This window comes from Mycoplasma sp. 1890 (assembly GCF_053851615.1).
In genome coordinates this window covers 1-21224 of the sequence record NZ_JBSQAZ010000004.1, presented here as the reverse complement: position 1 = coordinate 21224, position 21224 = coordinate 1, and the positions used below count along the sequence as shown (strand labels likewise).

General features: G+C 26.8%; 22 protein-coding genes and 2 tRNA genes. 18 read left to right on the top strand and 6 right to left on the bottom strand.

The annotated features are described in order from the left end of the window. The first annotated feature begins 64 nt into the window (after nucleotides 1–64). The 5 genes from ACWXVO_RS01290 to ACWXVO_RS01270 all read left to right on the top strand — a co-directional run bounded on the left by ACWXVO_RS01290 (nucleotide 65) and on the right by ACWXVO_RS01270 (nucleotide 2379). The gene (locus tag ACWXVO_RS01290) at nucleotides 65–373 is read left to right on the top strand and encodes an MG284/MPN403 family protein (RefSeq protein WP_444705106.1); all 309 of its coding nucleotides are present in this window, start codon (nucleotides 65–67) and stop codon (nucleotides 371–373) included. After that, nucleotides 357–1490 (top strand): MHO_1580 family protein, encoded by a 1134-nt coding sequence (locus ACWXVO_RS01285; protein ID WP_456002078.1) that lies wholly within the window; start codon nucleotides 357–359, stop codon nucleotides 1488–1490. Before ACWXVO_RS01290 ends, ACWXVO_RS01285 begins: the two co-directional genes overlap by 17 nt. Beyond that, nucleotides 1490–2035, top strand: a complete 546-nt coding sequence (locus ACWXVO_RS01280; protein ID WP_438340793.1) for an MHO_1590 family protein — start codon at nucleotides 1490–1492, stop codon at nucleotides 2033–2035. Before ACWXVO_RS01285 ends, ACWXVO_RS01280 begins: the two co-directional genes overlap by 1 nt. An 8-nt stretch (nucleotides 2036–2043) precedes the next feature. Next, the gene (locus ACWXVO_RS01275) at nucleotides 2044–2268 is read left to right on the top strand and encodes a phosphopantetheine-binding protein (protein ID WP_438340792.1); all 225 of its coding nucleotides are present in this window, start codon (nucleotides 2044–2046) and stop codon (nucleotides 2266–2268) included. A 36-nt stretch (nucleotides 2269–2304) separates the two neighbouring features. Then, nucleotides 2305–2379: transfer RNA gene (locus tag ACWXVO_RS01270), tRNA-Trp, on the top strand. Between the two features lie 101 nt (nucleotides 2380–2480). Here ACWXVO_RS01270 and ACWXVO_RS01265 read toward each other — a convergent pair. Then, a tRNA-Thr gene (locus ACWXVO_RS01265) sits at nucleotides 2481–2555 on the bottom strand. A 95-nt stretch (nucleotides 2556–2650) separates the two neighbouring features. On the opposite strand from ACWXVO_RS01265, the gene prfA reads away from it, so the two are divergent. The 10 genes from prfA (at nucleotide 2651) to ACWXVO_RS01215 (ending at nucleotide 12286) form a co-directional block, all read left to right on the top strand. After that, nucleotides 2651–3730, top strand: coding sequence for a peptide chain release factor 1 (gene prfA, locus ACWXVO_RS01260; RefSeq protein ID WP_438340791.1), 1080 nt, complete (start codon nucleotides 2651–2653; stop codon nucleotides 3728–3730). Then, entirely contained in the window at nucleotides 3730–4440 is a 711-nt protein-coding gene (locus ACWXVO_RS01255; protein WP_438340790.1) for a peptide chain release factor N(5)-glutamine methyltransferase, read from the top strand. Before prfA ends, ACWXVO_RS01255 begins: the two co-directional genes overlap by 1 nt. 35 nt (nucleotides 4441–4475) lie before the next feature. Next, a complete protein-coding gene (dnaJ, locus tag ACWXVO_RS01250; protein WP_456002075.1) occupies nucleotides 4476–5582 on the top strand; it encodes a molecular chaperone DnaJ in 1107 nt (368 codons plus the stop codon). A gap of 90 nt (nucleotides 5583–5672) precedes the next feature. Continuing rightward, nucleotides 5673–7514 (top strand): type I DNA topoisomerase, encoded by a 1842-nt coding sequence (gene topA / locus ACWXVO_RS01245; protein WP_456002072.1) that lies wholly within the window; start codon nucleotides 5673–5675, stop codon nucleotides 7512–7514. Between the two features lie 81 nt (nucleotides 7515–7595). After that, nucleotides 7596–8705, top strand: a complete 1110-nt coding sequence (locus ACWXVO_RS01240; protein ID WP_456002069.1) for a hypothetical protein — start codon at nucleotides 7596–7598, stop codon at nucleotides 8703–8705. 3 nt (nucleotides 8706–8708) lie between these two features. After that, entirely contained in the window at nucleotides 8709–8999 is a 291-nt protein-coding gene (locus ACWXVO_RS01235) for a hypothetical protein (RefSeq protein WP_444705101.1), read from the top strand. Beyond that, complete coding sequence (cmk, locus tag ACWXVO_RS01230) at nucleotides 8999–9667, top strand: (d)CMP kinase (protein WP_455994567.1); 669 nt, start codon at nucleotides 8999–9001, stop codon at nucleotides 9665–9667. Before ACWXVO_RS01235 ends, cmk begins: the two co-directional genes overlap by 1 nt. Next, complete coding sequence (der, locus tag ACWXVO_RS01225) at nucleotides 9667–10983, top strand: ribosome biogenesis GTPase Der (protein ID WP_444705100.1); 1317 nt, start codon at nucleotides 9667–9669, stop codon at nucleotides 10981–10983. Before cmk ends, der begins: the two co-directional genes overlap by 1 nt. 2 nt (nucleotides 10984–10985) lie before the next feature. Beyond that, on the top strand, nucleotides 10986–11960 hold the full coding sequence (locus tag ACWXVO_RS01220; protein WP_456002066.1) for an NAD(P)H-dependent glycerol-3-phosphate dehydrogenase: 975 nt from the start codon (nucleotides 10986–10988) through the stop codon (nucleotides 11958–11960). A gap of 29 nt (nucleotides 11961–11989) precedes the next feature. Then, the gene (locus ACWXVO_RS01215) at nucleotides 11990–12286 is read left to right on the top strand and encodes an HU family DNA-binding protein (RefSeq protein ID WP_438340782.1); all 297 of its coding nucleotides are present in this window, start codon (nucleotides 11990–11992) and stop codon (nucleotides 12284–12286) included. On the opposite strand, the gene recU is transcribed toward ACWXVO_RS01215, so the two are convergent. From recU to ACWXVO_RS01190, 5 genes are all read right to left on the bottom strand, one after another. Then, nucleotides 12276–12779: a Holliday junction resolvase RecU gene (recU, locus tag ACWXVO_RS01210; RefSeq protein ID WP_438340781.1), complete on the bottom strand. Its 504-nt coding sequence runs from the start codon at nucleotides 12777–12779 to the stop codon at nucleotides 12276–12278. The two genes, ACWXVO_RS01215 and recU, sit on opposite strands and share 11 nt — an antisense overlap. Before the next feature lie 51 nt (nucleotides 12780–12830). Continuing rightward, nucleotides 12831–14957 (bottom strand): UU173 family protein, encoded by a 2127-nt coding sequence (locus tag ACWXVO_RS01205; protein WP_456002063.1) that lies wholly within the window; start codon nucleotides 14955–14957, stop codon nucleotides 12831–12833. Continuing rightward, nucleotides 14947–15798 (bottom strand): MAGa7180 family putative nuclease, encoded by an 852-nt coding sequence (locus ACWXVO_RS01200; RefSeq protein ID WP_438340779.1) that lies wholly within the window; start codon nucleotides 15796–15798, stop codon nucleotides 14947–14949. Before ACWXVO_RS01200 ends, ACWXVO_RS01205 begins: the two co-directional genes overlap by 11 nt. Nucleotides 15799–15990: 192 nt before the next feature. Next, nucleotides 15991–16509 carry a peptide-methionine (S)-S-oxide reductase MsrA gene (gene msrA / locus ACWXVO_RS01195; RefSeq protein WP_438340778.1) on the bottom strand — a complete coding sequence of 173 codons (519 nt, stop codon included), beginning with the start codon at nucleotides 16507–16509 and terminating at the stop codon, nucleotides 15991–15993. Nucleotides 16510–16730: 221 nt separating this feature from the next. After that, on the bottom strand, nucleotides 16731–17798 hold the full coding sequence (locus tag ACWXVO_RS01190) for a hypothetical protein (protein ID WP_456002060.1): 1068 nt from the start codon (nucleotides 17796–17798) through the stop codon (nucleotides 16731–16733). 223 nt (nucleotides 17799–18021) lie between these two features. On the opposite strand from ACWXVO_RS01190, the gene ACWXVO_RS01185 reads away from it, so the two are divergent. Genes ACWXVO_RS01185 through ACWXVO_RS01175 form a run of 3 tightly spaced genes read left to right on the top strand, consistent with a single transcriptional unit; the run spans nucleotide 18022 to nucleotide 21133 of the window. Then, a complete protein-coding gene (locus tag ACWXVO_RS01185; RefSeq protein WP_444705096.1) occupies nucleotides 18022–18957 on the top strand; it encodes a Vmc-like lipoprotein signal peptide domain-containing protein in 936 nt (311 codons plus the stop codon). A gap of 51 nt (nucleotides 18958–19008) precedes the next feature. Next, nucleotides 19009–19968 carry an ABC transporter permease subunit gene (locus ACWXVO_RS01180; protein WP_456002057.1) on the top strand — a complete coding sequence of 320 codons (960 nt, stop codon included), beginning with the start codon at nucleotides 19009–19011 and terminating at the stop codon, nucleotides 19966–19968. Then, nucleotides 19958–21133, top strand: a complete 1176-nt coding sequence (locus tag ACWXVO_RS01175; protein WP_456002054.1) for an ABC transporter permease subunit — start codon at nucleotides 19958–19960, stop codon at nucleotides 21131–21133. The genes ACWXVO_RS01180 and ACWXVO_RS01175 overlap by 11 nt, the downstream gene beginning before the upstream one ends. Nucleotides 21134–21224 lie beyond the last annotated feature (91 nt).

Below are 21224 nucleotides of genomic sequence, written 5' to 3'. Positions count from 1 at the left end.
CGTTCATAGTTTCTTTTTTATTTATCTTTTTGATTTATCTAATTTAATTAAAGCAGGAGGAAAAATGTTGGAAAACAAAATTAAAAATCTTAAAAGTATGAGTTTGCAAAGAAAACGAGCTTTTATAATTGATTTTTGCCTAAATCAAAAACTTAAAAGAATACAAAACAACATGAAAGATACTAAGAATGTAGGATTGTTAGATTTTTTCATAAGTTCGCTAAGTGAGGACTATAAAAAAATCTTCATTAATGATTTCATTACAGTAGATAGTGATTCGTCGTGATATCTTGAAAACTGATCTAAAAATGCTTATTATAAGAAATTAAATTATTTAGTAGACCTATTTATAGATTATGTTTATTGCTTTTAATGAAACCCCTAAACTTAATTCATTAGAAAATAAGCAAGAACAGTGAATGGAAGAATATATCATAAATGCAAAACAAAGAAAATATTTAGAAAACTGAAATAGTTTCAATGAATTAACCACAATTAAAATCAGACGCATTATAAGAAGCGATAAATTCATTATTACATTTGAGCATAAAAATCCATTAAAAGAAATAGAAGCCATAAGAGTTAATGGACTAATTAATAATAAAATAATAGAATTCAAGCCAAAATATGAATATAATAGTGGGCATTTTATACTAACTTATAATAGTGATAATGATTCTAAAAATAAATTGGAATTTAATGACATAGCAAATATCAATTTTGAAATTGAATATAAGGTGAGAAATTTATGATATCAAGCAAAAGCATTTACCTATTGAATTAAAAACAATCCAAGATCTAAAAATATAAATCTAAATAATACGAAGGCCATAAATGTATTAAGTGAGATTGAAATAAAATCACTACCAGACCGCATTAATAAGAACATAATTAACCATAAATTCAAAACAAAATATTTGAATTTATTCTTTAATACTAACAATTTAAAACAAGGAATTCATAACATCAAACTATTATCACTAAAAATTGCCAAAAGCGATCAAGAGACTAATGAAGAATACATTCTAGATAATAGTGATATTTATGATTTAACATTTTCATCTGCAAACATTTATGACTACGCAAAAAATAAGTATGATACTAAGCTTAGCTATCATAATTTTAATAATGCTGACTTAGTTATAGATACATATTCTTATTATGATAAATTTTCAGATACTGTTATGGTAAATAATCAAAACCTTAATGCAAAATTAGGGATTCTAATACCATTAAAATACAAGGGAACATATGGTTATGAAATTAACCTTGATATAGGCAAAAATTTAAAGTCCTTTAAAATGAGTTATTCACAAGAAATTGAAAAACCTTTTTTTGATATCAACAATGGATTAATAAGAATGAATACAAGATCAATTAAAGGTTGACTTACAGATGAAAAATGGCACAAAATTAAATATGATAATTTTGCGGACGTAATCAAAATGGCAAACTCTTTGCAATCAATAGAACAAATAGGAGGTAAATAATGAGTGAAAAAAGTAAAAAATTATTATTATGAACATCATTAACCATAGCGATTGGTGGTTGTGCTGGGTTGGCGACAGCATTTGTAGTATTACAACAAAAAAACAAAGAAAAAGAAAGTAGCCAAGTCGATACTATTCAAAAAGAAAAATTAAACGACAAAACTAATAAACTATCAATTAAAAAAAGCCAACAACAAAAAGATTTAAAAAATAAAGAGAATGAATTGGAACAAAATGACCATAAAGAAGATTCATACATAGAACCACAGGAAAAGAAAAATATTAATTGAAATGATGTTTTCCCTAATATAAAGAGCAGTGACTATTATGACAAATTAAACTATAGAAACGGGCAGGCTTGAATTGATGAAGACATGATAGTTTATATCATAAAAGACATCATAAATAGAATGCTTGTAACTGAAGGCGAAGTTGAATATGCTTACAAACAAATTGATGACCAAAATTTGTTAATAACTTTTAAATGGAGCAGTGAAAAAGAAAAAAGTGTTGTAACATACAAGATAAATACAAATAAGTTATAATAATATTTATGAATTTTAAAGAATTAGTATTTAACGAACTTAAAAAACATACAAAAAAAATTTTTAATAACGAAACATTAATTAAGGATCTTGATATCGATAGTTTAGATCTGGTTCTATTAGTTTCAGATATTGAAGTAAAACTAAAAATAGAAATAAAAGACGAAGAACTAATAAAATTAAAAACCATTGGTGATATTATTTACATAATAGAGCAAAAATATACAAAATAGAAAAAAAATGTATAATATTCTATGAGCGTTTCTTATACGGGTATAGTTCAATGGTAGAACAACGGGCTTCAACCCCGTGTGTTGTGAGTTCGAGTCTTGCTACCCGTGCCATATCATTAATAAATGTTTTAATAGAACAACTAAGGTTGTTCTATTTTTCTACAAAAAGCAAAATAAAAGCCAATTGAATTGGCTTTTGGCAATTAAACATATGGTGCCGTCAACTGGAATTGAACCAGCGACCCCTTCCTTACCATGGAAGTGCTCTGCCCCTGAGCTATGACGGCAATATTTAATACGCTAATAATTATATAAAAAAATGCATATTATTTTTAATAAATTTGACGCAAATTATAGTAATTTAAAATATACTTTTATTACTATGGAAAAAACAATGTATGAATCTCTATGCTCAATAAAGAAGCAATTCCTGGAATTAGAACAAAAACTAAACGATCCTGAAATCTATAACAACATCAAACAATACACAAAAATATCTAAAGAAAAAGCAAGCATTGAAGATATCTATGTATCATTCAAAAAATACCAAGATATTGAAGAACTATACTTATTATCAAAAGATATTATTAACAATGAAAAAGATGCTGAATTGATTGAATTAGCAAGAAATGATATTAATAGACAAATAGAACAGATGCATGAACTCGAAGAAACAATAAAAGAATTACTATTGCCCGTTGATGAAAACGATGAAAGAGATGTTATTGTGGAAATTCGCGGGGCTGCTGGCGGCGATGAGGCCAATATTTTTTCAGGTGATTTGTTTAGAATGTACCAAAAATTTTGTGAAGAAATGGGATTTAAAATAAAAATTATTGATTACACATACGGTTCAGCAGGTGGATATAGTCAGATAGTTTTTAGTATAAAGGGTGAAAAAGTGTTTTCAAAAATGAAATTTGAAAGAGGAGTTCATCGAGTCCAAAGAGTACCATTAACTGAAACACAGGGAAGAGTTCATACTTCAACAGCGACAGTTACGGTTTTACCTGAAGTAGATGATAACGTTCATATCGAAATTAAGCCTGATGAAATCGAGATTGATGTGTTTAGATCTTCAGGAGCAGGAGGCCAGTCAGTTAACACAACAGACTCTGCAGTTAGAATTACACACAAACCATCTGGAATAGTAGTTACATCACAGGATGAAAGAAGTCAAATCCAAAATAAAGAAACTGCTTTAAAAGTATTAAAAAGTAGACTTTATGAACTAGAAGTTCAAAAGCGCGAAGAAGAAGAAAGTGGACTTCGAAAACTTGCGGGTACCGGAGAAAGAAGTGAAAAAATTAGAACTTACAACTATCCACAAGATCGGGTTACAGATCATAGAATCGGGTTTTCAACTTCCTTAAAAATAGTTATGGAAGGTGATTTGAAAAAAATTATTGAGGCGCTAATTGCTGATGAAAAAGCTCACAAAATAAAAGAAGCAGGTTTATAATGATTAAAAAAGAGGTATTGCTACAAGAAAAAAGAAGATATGAGCTACCTCTTTTTGTTTCAAAAAAGGAAGAAAAATTATTAAAAAAGGACTATCCGGTACAAAAAATTATCGGATATCAAACAATGCAAAATATCCATATCGATATTAGATATAATGTATTAATTCCACGATACGAAACAGAAGAGGTTATCATCGAATCATATAATTACATTAGCAAATATTCTGATGTCCTAGATTTATGCTGCGGTTCAGGTTTTATTGGTCTTGCTATTTGCAAAAATATAGGATGTAATGTAACATTATCAGATATTTCAAGACAAGCAATCAAACAAACTAAATTAAATGCAAAAATTAATAATCTATCAAAATACAATATTATAAGAAGTAATTTATTTAAAAAAATAAACAAAAAATTTGATTTAATTATCTCCAACCCACCCTATTTAAACAAGAAACATTTATTTTCTTCTTCTTTAAAATGAGAACCAAAGCAAGCGCTATTTGCCAAGGATAATGGATTATTTTTTTATAAAAAAATTACAAAAGAAGCACCAAATTTCTTAAAAAATAATGGTTACTTAATTCTTGAAATTGATGATTATGCTAAAGAATGAATTGAAAAGGAATATTCTAATGTCACATTTAAAAAAGATATTAATAAAAATTTTAGAATTGCAATTCTAAAATATGATGACCTTAAAAAATAGCACTCTAATTAAAAATGTGCTAAAATTTTATTATTATGATGAATAAAAGAGACTATTATGAAGTTTTAGGCATAAACAAAAGTGCGACCGAAAAGGAAATCAAAGCTGCCTACCGTAAATTGGCAATGCAATATCATCCAGACAAAAACAAAAATGCTGATGCTGAAGAAAAATTTAAAGAAATATCAGAAGCATATGAAATTTTATCAGACACAAATAAAAGAGCAAAATATGATAAATTTGGTCATAACGCATTTGATGCTAATGGATATCAATTCGGGGATTCGGAGGATATTTTCCGTAGTTTTTTTGAGGGTTTTAGCGGAGGTTTTTCTGGCGCTGATATCTTTGGGGATATTTTTGGATCATTTTCAAATTTTGATGAATCAAACCATCAAAGAGGTCAAGATCTACAACTAATATTAAACATTGATTTTGAAGATGCACTATATGGAAAAACAATTGATCTTAACCTGGATAAATATGATGTTTGCAGTCATTGTAAGGGCAGCGGTGCAGACACCCCTTCTGATGTAATTTTATGTAATAATTGCCATGGTTCTGGAAAAATACAACAAAGAGTTGCAATATTTACTACCATAAAGCCATGTCCAGTATGTTTAGGATTGGGCAAGAAAATAAATAAGATATGCCATCAATGTCACGGCAAAAAAACAGTAAATTCAAAGACTATTCAAAAGATAAATATTCCGGTTGGGATTGAGGATGGGGATACAATTAGAATTGTTGGCTTTGGAAAACCTTCATCAAACGGAAATAATATTGGAGATTTATATATAGTATTCGCTATTAAACCTAGCAAAAAATACAAAAAAATAAATAATGATCTTTACATTGAAATGCCTTTATCAATTAAGAGCTTATTACTCGAAGAGGAAATTAATGTTCCAACACCATACGGAACAAAAAAAATTAAGTTAGACCATAGCATTAAAATAAATGAACCATTTAAAATCAAAAATTGCGGATACCCATATAAAAATTCTAGTTCCAAGGGCGATTTATTCATTAAATTTGATTTATATGTTCCTAAATTAAGCAAGAGTGATAATTCTCAAATTAAGGAAATATTTAAAAATACAAGTGATACAAAACGAGAAGAATGATTAAAAAAATTCTAATCGTTTTTTTAATTCGTTTTTTAAAATAAAATTGTGCTATTATTTTTGATAACATTTTAAAATATTTTACTCAGAAGAGAGGCTTAGCTTATGTCAGAAAAAATAATGATTGTCGAATCACCAAATAAAATTAAAACAATTCAAAAAATTGTTGGTGATCAAATTAAAGTTATTGCTAGTTCAGGGCATATTTTAAAAATGGCAACATCGGGCACAAATAATCTTGGAATAGATTTCGAAAATTGAGAACCAGAAATGATTCCTGATCCAATGAAAAAGTCAACCATTTCAGATTTAAAAAAAGCAACTAAAAATGCTAGCGAAGTTCTAATTGCAACTGACCCCGATCGCGAAGGCGAAGCAATAGCAAGTAATCTAATTTCAACCTTAAAATTAAAAGATAAATACAAAAGAATAAGATATAATGAAATTACAGATGAAGCAATAAAATTAGCAGTTGAAAATCCTTCTGAAATAGACGAAAACCTTGTAAGAGCACAAAAGTCAAGAAGGATGCTAGATAGAATTATAGGCTTTAGACTATCACAATTAATGATGCAAAAGGTAAAAAATGCTCCTACTAACCCTTCGGCAGGAAGAGTGCAATCCATTGCTTTAAAACTAGTTTGTGATCGTGAGCGCGAAATTGAAACATTTGATCCAATAATTTATTCAAAAATTGAAGCAATTATAGATAATGATGTCAACATTCCTTTGTACTTAAAAAAAGACAAAAAATATGAAGATAATACTTGGTTAACCAATGAACAAGGTGAAAAAATACTTTTTGAATTATTAAATAGCAACTATGAACTAATTGTTGATGACATCAATGTTTCTAAACGCAAGGAATCGGCTTATACACCTTTTAAACAATCAGTTTTATACAAGGAAGCAAAACACAATTCCCAGGCAGTGCAATCATCAGCCCAAAAACTTTTTGAAAACGGGTTAATTTCATACCCCAGAACTGATTCAACTAGATTAAGTGAAACATTTGTTAAAAAAGCTCGTAAATACATAACTGAACAATATGGTAGCCAATATGTAGCTAAAGAAATAAAAGGTTTTTCTGGCGCTCAAGATGCTCACGAAGCAATTAGACCCACATACATTGAATTAACACCAGAATTAGCATTACAAAAGTATAATCTTAACAATATCGATTTTGAAATATATAAGATGATTTATGATAAAACAATAATGTCACTAATGAGCTGTCCTGAAAAAGAAATTGTAAGATTTAATTTACATAACGGGAACAATAATTTTAGAATGTCGTATAGTAGAATACTTTTTGACGGTTATTATATTTATTCAGGCAAAGAGTCATTAATTAATATTCCAAATATTAAAATTGGCGATATCATCAAGGCAAAAGATTTTATTAAAGAGGACAAAAAAACATTGCCGCCTGCACGTTATAGCGAAGGTTCATTAATTAAAAAACTTGATGATATTAAAGTTGGAAGGCCTTCAACATTTGCATCAACAATAAAAGTATTAAAACAAAGAATATTTGTTGAACCAATTGACGGACATCTAGTACCCACAGAATTCGGAAAGGTTGTTCTTGAAAAACTTTTAACAAGTTTCCCAAGAACTATTAATGAAGAATATACAGCTAAGGTTGAGGAAAAATTAGACTTAATTTCAGAAGGAAAAGAAGAATACAAAACTTTAATGAAAAAATTCTGAGATAGTTTCAATGAACGATATGAAGATATAAAGGATCAATTAAATGTTACTATTTTGGAGCCAGCTAAACCAAATGAAAGCTGCCCTTTATGCAATGCAGAACTCGTTTATCGCTATACAAGACTAACTAAACAAAAATTTATTGGTTGCTCTGCTTTCCCTAAATGCAATTTTATTAAGAACATTGATAATCCTGTAAAAAAATTCTACAGAAGAAAAAAAGCAAAAAAATAATAAAATACATAAGTTCGTAAAATACTATGTATTTTATTTTTATTTTATTTAAAAAAAATATTAATATGTAAAATATTAATCATGAAAAATAGGCAAAAGAAAGCTAGGGAAAAATCAGACTTTTGAACACTTTTTGTAATACCAACTGTCACTCTATCTGCAGTAGCGGGTGCTATATATTATATTGTTAAAAATAGTCAAACAATTCAAAAAGAATTTTGGTCAATTGATAAATTCAATAATAAAGCCAAGGAAATTCTCTTAGAAAAAAATATCATAGGATCGTTGCAAGCTAAGAATTTGTATGAAGATTTTAAAAATCAACAAAAACTTGCAGAAATCCGAACCAAAGATTTTGATAATACTTATAAAGATATTATTAAAATGAACAAGAGCAAACTTACTTTTGAACAAAGAAAAATCCTCAATAATCGGCCAAAACCATTTGACGCGGATAAATTTTTAAAAAACAAAATTAATATTATCCTCGATTTTGAAAAATCAAAGTTTTTAGATTTTCATTTTACAGATGTTGAAAGAATTCAAAATAACCCTTTTGACCTTAGAATTCATTATGAAGTTTTTTTAAATTATGAATATGCAAGTGGAGTTTTTGAAACAAATAAAATAAAATCCACCCCTGAATCAAAATACTATTATAAATCAAGCCAAGTTGTAACTTTTTTATCAAATACCTTAAAAACACATCAAGGCACAGAGTTTTCAAAAGAATGACCAAAAATTAAAAAAGAAGCCGAAAAGATTGTAAGCAAATATGATGAGATAAACAAAAAAATTAAAGAAAAAATTCTGAAATATGAAGAAAAACGAAAAGATATTAATGAAAAAGAATCAAAAACTCCTTTAGAAATGCAGGAATTAGAAGATTTAAAAATTAAAATTAATAACTTAAAACAGGAAGTAGATAAAATCTTCAAGGCCAATAATTTTCAAGAAGAAATTTTTTCATGATTTGTTAAGGCGATAAATGAAACTAATGCTGCACAAGACATATATCCAAAGAAAACTTTTGAAATTGTTCCGTTTAAAGAAAAAGATAATGACCAATATGTTTTATGAAATCCAAAAAAAGGTGTTAATGAATTGACCATCAAATATCAGTTTGTTAATATTAATAACAAAAAAATTAAAAGCAATAATGAAATAAAAATTTTCACCTTGGATGTTTAAAATATGAGTAAGGATAAGGAAAATTATAACAATTTAAAGGCAATCATCAAAAGCGATCATCAAGTCGCAATAAAACTAATTAAAGTAGCGCAAAAATACAACCTTGACATCGACCAAAACGATTTACTTAATAAATTAAATAATAATCAATCTGATGATATCACACTATTAATCAAAAATTTAATCTATTTGCTAAAAAAACAACCAATCCAAGAAAAATTTAAACCTATCAAACTAAAAACTGATAAACAACTAGAAAAACTCATAAAAGACTTTAGGAAGGAAAATAAGTAATGAAAAATAAAATTAATATCGCAATAGATGGACCTAGCGGCGTAGGCAAAACTGTAATGGCCAGAATGCTAGCTAGTGAGTTAAATTATATTTTTATAAGTAGCGGAAATTTATATCGTGCTATTGCATATAATGCTATATTAAATGGCATTGATTCTAATAACGAATCAGAAATTAATAAAGCATGAAATTTTGAGGACTTATTCATAACAAAAGATGAAAAAATTTTTCTAAGAGGAGAAGATATTACTCTAAAAATTCGTGAGGATAGAGTTTCTTTGTATGCATCAGAAATTGCCAAATATCAATCTGTACGTTTAAAAGTTAACACATTCATTCAAAAAAAAGGCGCACAAGAAAAGGGAATAATTGTCGATGGAAGAGATGCTACTTACCGTATTCTTCCAGATGCAGAAGCAAAATTCTTCTTATGAGCCACACCAGAAGTTAGAGCTCATCGCCGTTTAAAGCAAAATAATTTACTTGGTATAGAGTCCAAATATGATGAAATTTTAGAATCAATTAAAATAAGAGATGAAAATGATACAAACCGTGATATAGATCCATTAATAGAAAGTGAAGGCAGTATAAGGATTGACTCAACAAATATGAGTGTGGATGAAAACTTTTTAGTAATGCTAAAAGAGGTCAAGAAGAGGTTAAACTAATGAAAAATACAATAGCGTTAATAGGAAAGCCTAATGTCGGAAAATCAACTCTTTTTAACAAAATAATTGATAAAAGAAAATCAATTGTTTATGATACTCCTGGAGTTACTAGAGATAGAATTTATCATAGCGCAAAATGGTCTGGATATGATTTTAATATTATTGATACCGGAGGAATAACACAAGAAAACGAAGACTTTAAAGAGCAAATTAAAAAACAAGCGGAAGTAGCAATCAATGAATCTGAAATTATCGTTTTCATAGTTGATGGTAGAGAACCGATCACATCAGAAGATTTTTTTGTCGCTAGTTTATTAAGAAAATCAAACAAAAAAGTTTTGCTTGTTTTAAATAAGCTAGAATCAAATATAAAAACATTTTTTGATAATCAAATATATAAATTAGGGTTTCAAAGCATTTTTCCAATAAGCGCTATTCATGGCGATGGAGTTGGCGATTTGCTAGATGAAATAGTTAAAAATCTAAATTTTAATGATGACAAACAAACAAATCACTTTAAACTTACCATATTAGGCTCGCCTAATGTCGGAAAATCCACGCTACTTAACACCCTTACCAATGAGGAACGTTCTATTGTATCGAATATTGCTGGAACAACTAGAGATTCTGTCTCTTCAATAATAAAAATTGAAAATGAGGAATTTGAAATTATTGATACAGCAGGTATTAAAAGAAAAAGTAAATTATCCAATAGCATCGAGCACTATGCATTAATGCGAGCCACAGATTCAATACAAGAAGCTGATTTATGTTTATTAATGTTAGACGCCACAGAAGAAGTTAGTCATTTTAGCCAAAATATTATTGGGATTGCCTATGATTTAAAAAAACCATTAATTATTATTGTAAATAAATGAGATTTAATTGAAAAAGATACCAATACAATGGATATTTACAAAAAAAATCTTTCTAAGAAATTAAAATTTGTAGATTGAGCACCTATTGTTTTTATATCTGCTAAGAACAGAGTTAGAATAAACAAACTAAAAGATGAAATAATTAAAATTAAAAACAATATTTCTAGAAAAATAGTTACCAATCAATTGAATTCAGTAATGATGACTGCACAAATGATAAAACCCGCTTCACCCATTAAGGGTAAAAGATTATCAATAACCTTTGCAAGACAAATTGATGGAAAAATTCCAACTTTTTTATTATTTGTAAATGATGAAAAATGTGCGCACTTTACGTATTTAAGATATATAGAAAACCAAATAAGGCAAAATTTTGATTTCAGTGGAACACCTATTACCCTTATACTAAAAAATAAAAATAAAAAAGAGGACAAATAATTATGAAAAAAAGAATAGCTATTCTTGGTAGCGGGGCAATGGGTACTGCATGTGGAAATGTTTTAGCTGAAAACGGACATGACGTTATATTTTATGGCATCAATGATAATGAATTGCAGGACCTTAAAAAGGGCTTTAATAAAAAATATTTTGATAATAAATTAATTACCAATTTCAAAACAACAAAAATCCTTGAAAAGGCAATAGAAAATGTTGAATTTATCATCATAGCAATACCTTCAAGATTTATTCCACCTGTTTTTGAAGAATTAATAAAATTAATCAAAAACGACGTCACAATTATTAATGTAATAAAAGGTTTTTGGCCTAATACAAACAGTTTTGTACATAACAAAATGGTCGAAATGGCAAAAGATAACACAAACATCAAAGGCATAACTTCATTAATCGGTCCTTCCTTTGCTATTGATATAATAAATAAACACATAACAATTGTCAATGTCGTTTCAAAGGATATAAATAAAGCTAATGAAGTTAAAACGATATTCACAAATGACTGATTTGCAGTTTCGGCTATTGATGATGTTATTGGTGCTGAAATAGGCTCAATATATAAAAATATACTAGCAATAGCATCGGGCATAATCGCATCATTAGGATATTCGACCAATACACAGGCAGCGCTATTAACTATGGGATTAAAAGAAATGGTAAAATATGGAAAATTTTTAGGCGCTAAAACCGAAACAATATATGATTTATGTGGCTTGGGCGACTTAATTCTTACAGGATTATCAGAAAAATCAAGAAACTACCAATATGGTTTAAACTTCCTAAAAAATAAAATAGATGATAGCCAAACAACCGTCGAAGGGTTATATGCCCTAAAATATATTTATCATCAAAATATATCTAAAAATAAACTAAATTTACCATTAATAGAAGGAATTTACAAAATAGTATATAATAAAGAAAATCCCCAAATTATTATTAATAGCTTAATTAAAAGGGTTTAAACTATTTATTAAATTAAGGAGTCTGAATAATGACAAAGAGAGAATTAATTAAAAAAACATCGGAAGAAACGGGCTTTCAACAAGCAATGGTTGAATCAATTTTTGATCAAGTTGTCGATATCATTATTGAAGAGTTAGCTAATTCAAGACAAATAACTATTTCAGGTTTCGGCGTTTTTTCCTCCAAATATGTAGCTGCAAAAACCCAACAGCATAACATTACAAAAGAGGAAATTGAAGTTCCTTCAAAAATGGACCCAAGATTTAAGTTTTCAGATGTTTTAAAATCAAAAGTTGATGAAATATATCAAAAAATTAAAAAGTAATATTCTCAACTATGTTCAATATTCCAGGAAAAGATAATGATAATTTTTTTCCTCAACACAAGGCTTCTTCATAGTGAAGGGCTTTTTTTGTTTTAAATTTTTCCTGCAAAATATGATGCTCAATTAACAAAAATAAATTTTTAGGCTTAAAATAAATTATTCAAAAAGCAATACCATTATGCTTTTTAATAAGGTCAAGGTATTCAATTTGATGCTGTTTAATATTATTAAAAGGTAAAACATCAGATTCAGTGCTTTTGGCCTCAAATGCCAAAAACCTTCCTTTATATATTCCATAATAATCAACAGAGCTTTTGCTACTGATTATTGCATTATCTAGTTTCAACTTTTTATCATGCAATTGAACAGATTTAAAAGTAATATCAAGATTCTTCTTATGGATAATACAAATGCTATTCTTAAAATAAAACTCTCTCGTTTGATTGATGATTGTTTCTAATAACATACCGCGATTTTTGAAATTAGCTTTCATGTTAGAATTACAACAAAAAAACAATAAAATTTTTCCTTGTTTTTTCTCTAATTATTTATTGTATTTATAAAAATTCTCAAAATATTCGTCCTTATTTTTTAACAAATACTTAACTAGCTCTGCAGCCATTAACATTGCCATAACATCATTATGACAATAAATTTTTAGATCTTTAATTTTTCGGTTTCATTCATTATCCTTAATAAGATTTAGGGCTCTTGTCGTAGCAATTGTTAGCGCCTCCGAACCATTTTTAACATTAAGTTTTGAATATGGAGTGATATTATATTTTAAATGTTTATTTAAATTATTATTTGTTACAAAATATTCAATCTTTTTTATTGAATATGATCCATTAATATATCCTAGATTTATCATTCTATCTACAACAAAAATTTTCTGTTTTCGTCCAGAAAAAAAATTGCATATGTCAACAAGACGGTTTACAATAAAATCGATTTTTTTTGCATATTCATTAAATTGAATCTCGTCTAATTTATTTTGTAAACAATAAATATGAAGCGACTCTTTTATTTCAAGTAATCTGCTCTTCTCATAATTTATATTGTAAATAATATAATATGAAATTTCTTGGTCATATAAATCATCGATAATTTTTTTATATGTATTGATATCAAAAGTTAAAGGATCATAAACATAATCATTACTTTCATAAATTTCATCATTCTGCGTCTTTACAATTGATGTTTGAGATATTACTTGATTTCATGCTGGCAAATAATCGAGCATTGGAGTAGGTAATGTTACACCTTCAAAATCAAACCAAGCAATCTTGGCATTCTTATCCGTTATTACATTATACTCATAAATGCTTTGTATTTCTGGATTTATAGAAATAAGATTATTATCATAAAATTCACTAACAGTTCTTTTTGTTAGCAAATCAACATCATTATTTAAACCGGAAATTAGCTTTAATATTTTTTTGCTTCCAAATTTATATTTAGGGAACTGTTTTTCAACTAATTTATAAAAGAAAATATTCGAATTAAAATTGTCAATGAAATCATCCTTAGTTAAAGTTCAATCCATTTGTAGCGAATCTCTATTATTAATCAAATAAATAAACTCTTTAAATGAACACGTATAATCACTTATATTTTTTGTGTGTTCTTCAATATTTGCCAATCTTTTCTCATTAAAATCGTATCCAGCGGAAATCAATTCACCTTTAACATGGTCAATGATTGATAAATTATTTGTTTTTTTTGATCTTACTGGTTTTGCATATGCAAAATTAGGATCACAAATATATTTAGCTTCAACTTCATCCTCGGATAATAAGACTTTATCATTAGGTTTAATATCTACGCCGCCTTTATTTGGAGAACAATATTTTGATAGATTGAACTTTAGGATATTTTTTCTTACATTCTTTTTCTTTTGATATCTAGGTTTTAACAAAAATATCTCATTAATATCACTATTTAGTGATTTGGTGATGATATTATAATTTCAATATGCCTTTAATAGATTTTTTCTATTCGTTTTTTGCGAATAAATTAAATCACCAAAATGTTTTAATTTTGTATCATAGAAAGCAACTTTTGCATAACAAGATTGATATTCAAAAGCTGGGTTTATAATCAAGCGATAATTTTCATTTATTGATTTAATTGTATCAGCCAATACATCATCCTGCTTTTGCTTCAATGATATATATTTGATTTCTTCGTCCTTTATATGATATCTTTCTTTATAAAAATCAACTAAAAAATCAATTGCCTGATCATAAACGGTATCTAAGCCCGAGGAAAGAATATTAACTGTTGTAAAAATGGAAAAAAGAAAATTTAAATTTTTATATACATCTTCATCAACTGTGTTATTAATTAATTCATGATTATTACGAACTGTTTCCTTTAAAAAATCTATTTTTTCCAGGGTGTCGAGTTCTTGGATATAGTCTTGCTTTTCCTTATCTAAATATTTAGACGCAAACTCGTTTGAAATATTGTCTATTTTATCAAAATAAAAGTTAATAAGTTCATGATTGACACTAGAATCATTATCGTCCTCTAAATCAAAATTAAAATTACCTGCAAAAATTTCATGGCTTGAATCTAAATTGCCATCAATGCTATTAAATACTAACCATGGGTGTGTAGTATTAGCAACTAAAAAATCGCTAAATGAATATCTTACCTTATTTTTCATACTCTGCCACAGCCTTGCCTTCATTAACTCACTCTAGATATAATTTTTTTCATTCATCATAATTCTTACATTCTAAATATTTTACAATATCAACATCTATACTATTATTTCAAGTGGGACTAATACCTAATTTTGTGTATTTATCATATCATTTTTTGCATGCTGCCATATCATCCAAGACTTGTTCTTCATTTACTTCAAAAGGTCAACCCTTAACAACTCGATTATTTATGTCAACTAAATTAGGGTCTTTGTAATCTTCTTCTTCTAAAAAACAAGCAATAATTGCAAAATGTTTGGCCCCCATCAAATACGAATATAATTGTGCTTGTTTTAAATAAGCAACATTAATCATACCTTGTTTCCAAGATTCAAGTTTTTTACTTCCGACGGTTTTTATCTCAATAATCATCTTCTTTTCAGCAATATAGCCATCTGGTAATCCGCCAAAGAAAACATTATTTTTGAAATAATCATAGTTAAACTTTTCGGCAGGGAACCGTTGAATAGGTAAATTGAATGATTTTTCAATTTTTTCAAGAATTTTAGGTTCTAAAATAACTCCGGCATTTACATATTTCGGATCCAATACTGGAAATCTAAAATTAGCTATTCTCGCAAATGCAGCAAAAGGGCTATTAAACTGAGTTAGTTTTAAAATATCTCCAAGAGCTGAACCAGTTATTTTTCTAAAACCGCCAAATTCACCAGGTTTTTTTGATAATAAGTTTTTATGGTATTCAGCAGTTAATTTAACTGTTTTTGTTTCATGATCAACTACATATTGATTGCCATTATAATGCAAGCGATTGGGAATAATTATTTTCTTTTCTTCATTCATTTATTTACCTCACTTATACTTAAAAAAATAAAAATTAAATAGATTTAGGTTATCTTTTATTAATTTTACTAAGTATTATGTTAACTATATTTGAATTTTTTTAAAAAAATAAACGAAATAATATAGATTTAACTAAAAACATAGCTTTTCTTGCTATGTTTTTTTCTCGTTACCTATATTAATATAATGATCTTATTTTAATAAATTAATAATTTTTTTCTCACTCTCATTTAATTCAGGTTCAATATCAAGTCTTACATGACAATAACCAGATGGATTTCTTTGCAAATAATCTTGATGATATTCTTCTGCGATTACAAAATTTGTGAGAGGTAAAAGTTCTACATAAAATTCACTATAATTTCCCTTTAAAATATTAAATAACTTTTCTAATTTAGTAAAATCACTTTCATTATCATAGTATACACCGGTTCGATATTGGATACCAATATCACCTCCCTGCTTATTTAAGGATCCTGGATTAATAATTCTAAATAAGTGTAAAACAAGTTCCTCTAAAGAAATTTTCTCATTATCATAAATGACTCTCACTGTCTCAGCATGTAAGGTTGATTTAATTTGATAATATGAGGTTACATCAGTATTACCGTTTGCATAACCAGTCTTAGTTTCTATAACACCTTTTAAACGCGAAAAATAGGCTTGCACACCCCAAAAGCATCCGCCAGCTAGATAGATAGTTTTTTTCATAATTTTCCTCCTTGATTTAATTAGTTTTAAGTTAATATAGTACTTAAAAAACCAAGCTAAATATATCTTAATTTCTATTAGGTATTCATAATTTAAATTATTATTAGTTTATTTTAAATATAATACATTAAAAATAAAAAAAGATATCAGCCTTTATTTTATGTTTTTTTTATTTTGTTATAAATCAACTTATTTTTAGTAGTTTTTAAAATATTTAGCATCTAAAATTTTATTTTTTTATATTTTTTAGCAATGCTCTTATAAATTTCAAGAATATTTTCATAAAAATTAGCATTATTCTTATCAAGCAAAGAAATTTGCTTAATTCCTTCTAAAATATCATCAATCATTCTTAAATTTCTGGCCTTATTGTATCCTCTTCAAATATCATATTTTTTTCTAAATTCTTCATAATACTCTTCTCTTGATAATCAAGGATTAAAGCAAATCATAATTTCTCTAAATAATGAAAATAAAATCAATATTTCAGAATTATACATATCAGTTATAATAATATATTTTTTAGGACCAAATGAAAAGGTTATCGATCTTGTCATTGTTTTTTCAATATAGGGTAGTTTTATTAACTCAATATTTCTATCTTTAAGAAGCAAAGAAACTTTACTAATTTTTTCATCAAAAGAATCAATTTCATTAAACAGTGTATCAATTAATCTAACAATAACAAATTTTGGTAAATATTCCTTAAATCTTGATCTTGAAGCAATGTCTTTTCCTTTAAAATTTTCTCTAATGAATAATTCACAAAAACGAATAAAAGGGATTCTATTATGTTTTGTAATTTTGCAATGATTAATATACAAATGTTTTGAAATATACTTTGAATATTCCTCAATGTTCAATGTTCCATAATATTTTTCAAGAAATTCAATTATTTCTTCTTCACTTGGCGACTGGCTAAGCCTATTATCACCTAAGATATTAGTAAGATAACGATTTTTTTCAAGTATCTCCCAGCCTAGTCTTTTAATTATTTCTGCTTTATCCAATGGGCCAACATTAAGATTATTTCTAAAAAAATATCATTTATTTGTTAAATAGCCAATTTTTAGGTCTAGCATTTTTTCTAAATCTTGAATTAAATTAAGACTAACATCATCTCTTAAATCGTTTAACAAGTTAAATATTTTTCTTCGATCGGCTTTAATCCTTTTGCAAACATCATTTGTCTTAATATTGGCAATTGTGAAAATATTTCTTAAAAATTCTCCAAAGGTTGTACATGAATTTATTCGATTCTCTAACATCAATAAATCTTTTTTACTCATATAACATCTTAACCTTTCAGCAACAAGTTTATAATACCAATTGGAAACAATTTTATAATTAATTTTAATTAATTACTTTGTTAATTTAAATTTTATTTAATTTTTCACATTATTTTAATAAAAATCGCATAAATAAGACAAAAATGCAAAAAAAATAAAAATATAGTTAAACTATTTTTGTTATAATTTATTAAAGTAATTTAATTTTAAATGAGGTAAATATATGAAAAAAAACATAAAGTTATTTTTATCACTATCACCTTTAATAGCAGTTTTAAGCACTCCATTAGTAGTTGCATCATGTAGTAATAAAAATGGCGATTCAACTGCGGAAATCAACCAAATTATTTCAAAAAAAGACCAAATTCAAAAAATTATTAAATACGAGGAAGATTTAAATGAAAAAGAGAATGCTCAAAAAATACTAGAAGAGATAAATAAACTTAAAAAAGATGAAAAAGACGAAAAAAAGGTTAAATCATTATTAGAAAAAATAAAATTAGCAATATCAAGTTTCAATAAAAGAAACACACAAGAAAAATCAGGATTAATTGTTCAAAAAATAGCCGAAAATCAAGAAGAAGTTATTGCTTCTGATGTAGTTAAGGAATTAAAATCAGCAAAAAAATGAGAAGATGTTAAAAAAGTTTTTTCAAAATATTCAATTATTTTTATCGAAAATGAATTAAGAGAAAAAGAAGAATTAAGTATCTCCGCTTCAACTCATTCGCATGATGATGAGGGTGAAATCCACCTAGATATTAAATTCAAGGTTTTAAATACTACAATTAGATTTACATTAATTGGTTTCAAAAAAATCGAACCTGTAAAAACGATTTCAAATTGAAAATTTACAACAAAATTAAAAAATAAAATTGAAGAAAAAGAAGCACAAACTAATTTCTTGAATAAACTAAAAGCAGAGCAGGAAAAAGGCTTTAAAAATTTATTAGAAGAATTACAAAAAACACTACCAATCGAAAAAATTGATAAGAATAAAAATGATATTGAATTTAGTATCAATTTTGATGATTCAAAAACTAAATTTGTAGATAACTTCTTAATATTAAATATAAATTTCTATAACACCGCAGACAAAAAAATAGTTCAAACAGAATCAATTCAAATAGAAAACATCGATGACCATCACGAAGAATAACGCATTCAAAATACGTCAATGATAGATAAAGTTAAAAATAGGGGGTAAATTATGACAACTAAAATTAAAATAAACTTGTTCAAAAATATTGCTTTCTATTTTTTTATTTTCTTTATTTCAATTGTTATTATATTCTTTGCAATAAATGTTTTAATTGAACCTCAAATTAAAAAAAATATAGCTATTTATTCACAAATTTCACATAACTATGGAGCTAGATTTAAGACCTTTTTAACAAATTTATTTACATTTAATCCCGGAAAAATATACTCTCATGAATTAGCAAGTGTTGAAAATAACATTTTATTTCTCTACCTACGGCAATTTCGTTGGACCTTTTTAATAAGTCTATCAGTATTTATTATTAGCTTTATTGTCGGCAACATATTAGGAGTGTTTTCTGCTTATAAATTTAATAAATCATATGATGTTATAACCTCTATTATTATTTCTTTTTTAGGTTCCTTACCAATCTTAATTATTTGCATTCTTGCTTTATCAAGTGCAGACATATTTGGCTATCCCTCGCAGTTTTTAAATAGTAAACTTAGCTTTGCTTCGCTAATAGTTCCTATACTAATTTCTTCACTTCCAACAGTAGCTATCTTCTTTTCTAAATCAAGAAAAAAAACGTTTGAAATTATTAAATCAGATTATTATCTATTTGCAAAAACATATGGAATGAAAAAGCGTGATTTACTAAAAAAAGTTGTTTTAAAAGAATTGTTAATTGGCGAACTCAACTTATTTTTTGTTCTCTATGTTTTATTATTCACAATAACAATTTTAGTTGAAAGAATTTTTTCAATCCCAGGCCAAAGTTTATTAATTTCATTTGCTTTCAGAAAAGGTGAAGTAGATATTATTATGTTTTACTTTATCTTTAATTTTATTTTACTAAGTTTTCTTTTATTAATCAATAAAATCGCTATAATAAAGTTGAGCCCGAAAAACGAATTCACTTCTTTACTTCTTTTTAAAAAATATAAACGAGGTAAAAATGAACAATAATCTATTTAACTTTGCAAGAGAAAAAAAATCGAATTCGAATCCTTATGTTATCCATACAAATTCTGCAAAACAATACTGAAAAAGATTTTTTGCCAATAAATTTAATCTTATTTGTTTTATATGCTTTGCTATTTTAATATTAGCTTTATTAATTGCCACATTTTTAATTAAAAACTCTCCTACTCACTCAATCAATGAAAATACAACACTAGTTAATGACCTGCCATCAAATATTTCTCAAAAAATAACAAAAAACTTTAATCGTGGTGTTGAATTAGATTTTATAAGAAACATCGCAAAACTGGAAGCAAAATCAGCAGCTAGTGAACATAGAAACTTAATATTTTGAATTGAATTTGACTCAGCGAGAGATATTGGTGGAGAGCAAACTATTTATACAGATATTGTTACTTTAACATACAATCCTTACAATCTAATCAAAGCAGTAAATCTCTTACAATTATCTAAAGATATGCCCATAGAAATTCCTAATGGTTTATTTCTAGGAACAAACAACCAAGGAATTGATATATATGCTAGAACGATAACATCTATTTGGTCAACTATTTTAATAATTCTTGCTGCAATTATTATTAATATTTTTATCGGTTTTAATTTTGCGGTTATTATAAATATTTATAAGCAAAATATAATTGTACGATTTATTGATAGAATAATTAACTCTATTAGTGTTATCCCAGAAATTATTTGAGTTTTTCTATTATCTATTTTTATCGGAACAAGTTTATATGGGTTGTTTATATCATTATCAATAATTTGCTGAATTTCATATTTCAAATTTGCAAAAGAAGAAATCAATTCCTTGCTAACACAAGAATTTATCGTTGCTTCAAGGGCTGTTGGTGCATCAAATTGAAGAATTGCCTATAATCATATTTTCAAAAGAATTTTTGCAAACTTTCTAATAATATTAGTTGAAAGATTTTCTATTAATATCTTAATTGCTTCTTCATTAGCATTCCTAGATTTTATTAATGATTCAAATAGCATAAATATAGGTTTCATTTTAAAAGAAGCAATTAGTTTGGTATCCAATAATCCTGGATATCTCTTAACCGCATCAATATTTATAATTGCTTTTTCAATAAATTTAAAGCTACTATCATCAGGTTTAGCTAATACATTTAACCCAAAAACAAAATAAAATAGGCCAAGCATACTTCACAAAAAAATTCAACTTTGATATGTACCCAGAATCCTGGACACATATTTATTAACTAGGCAACACAAATGGA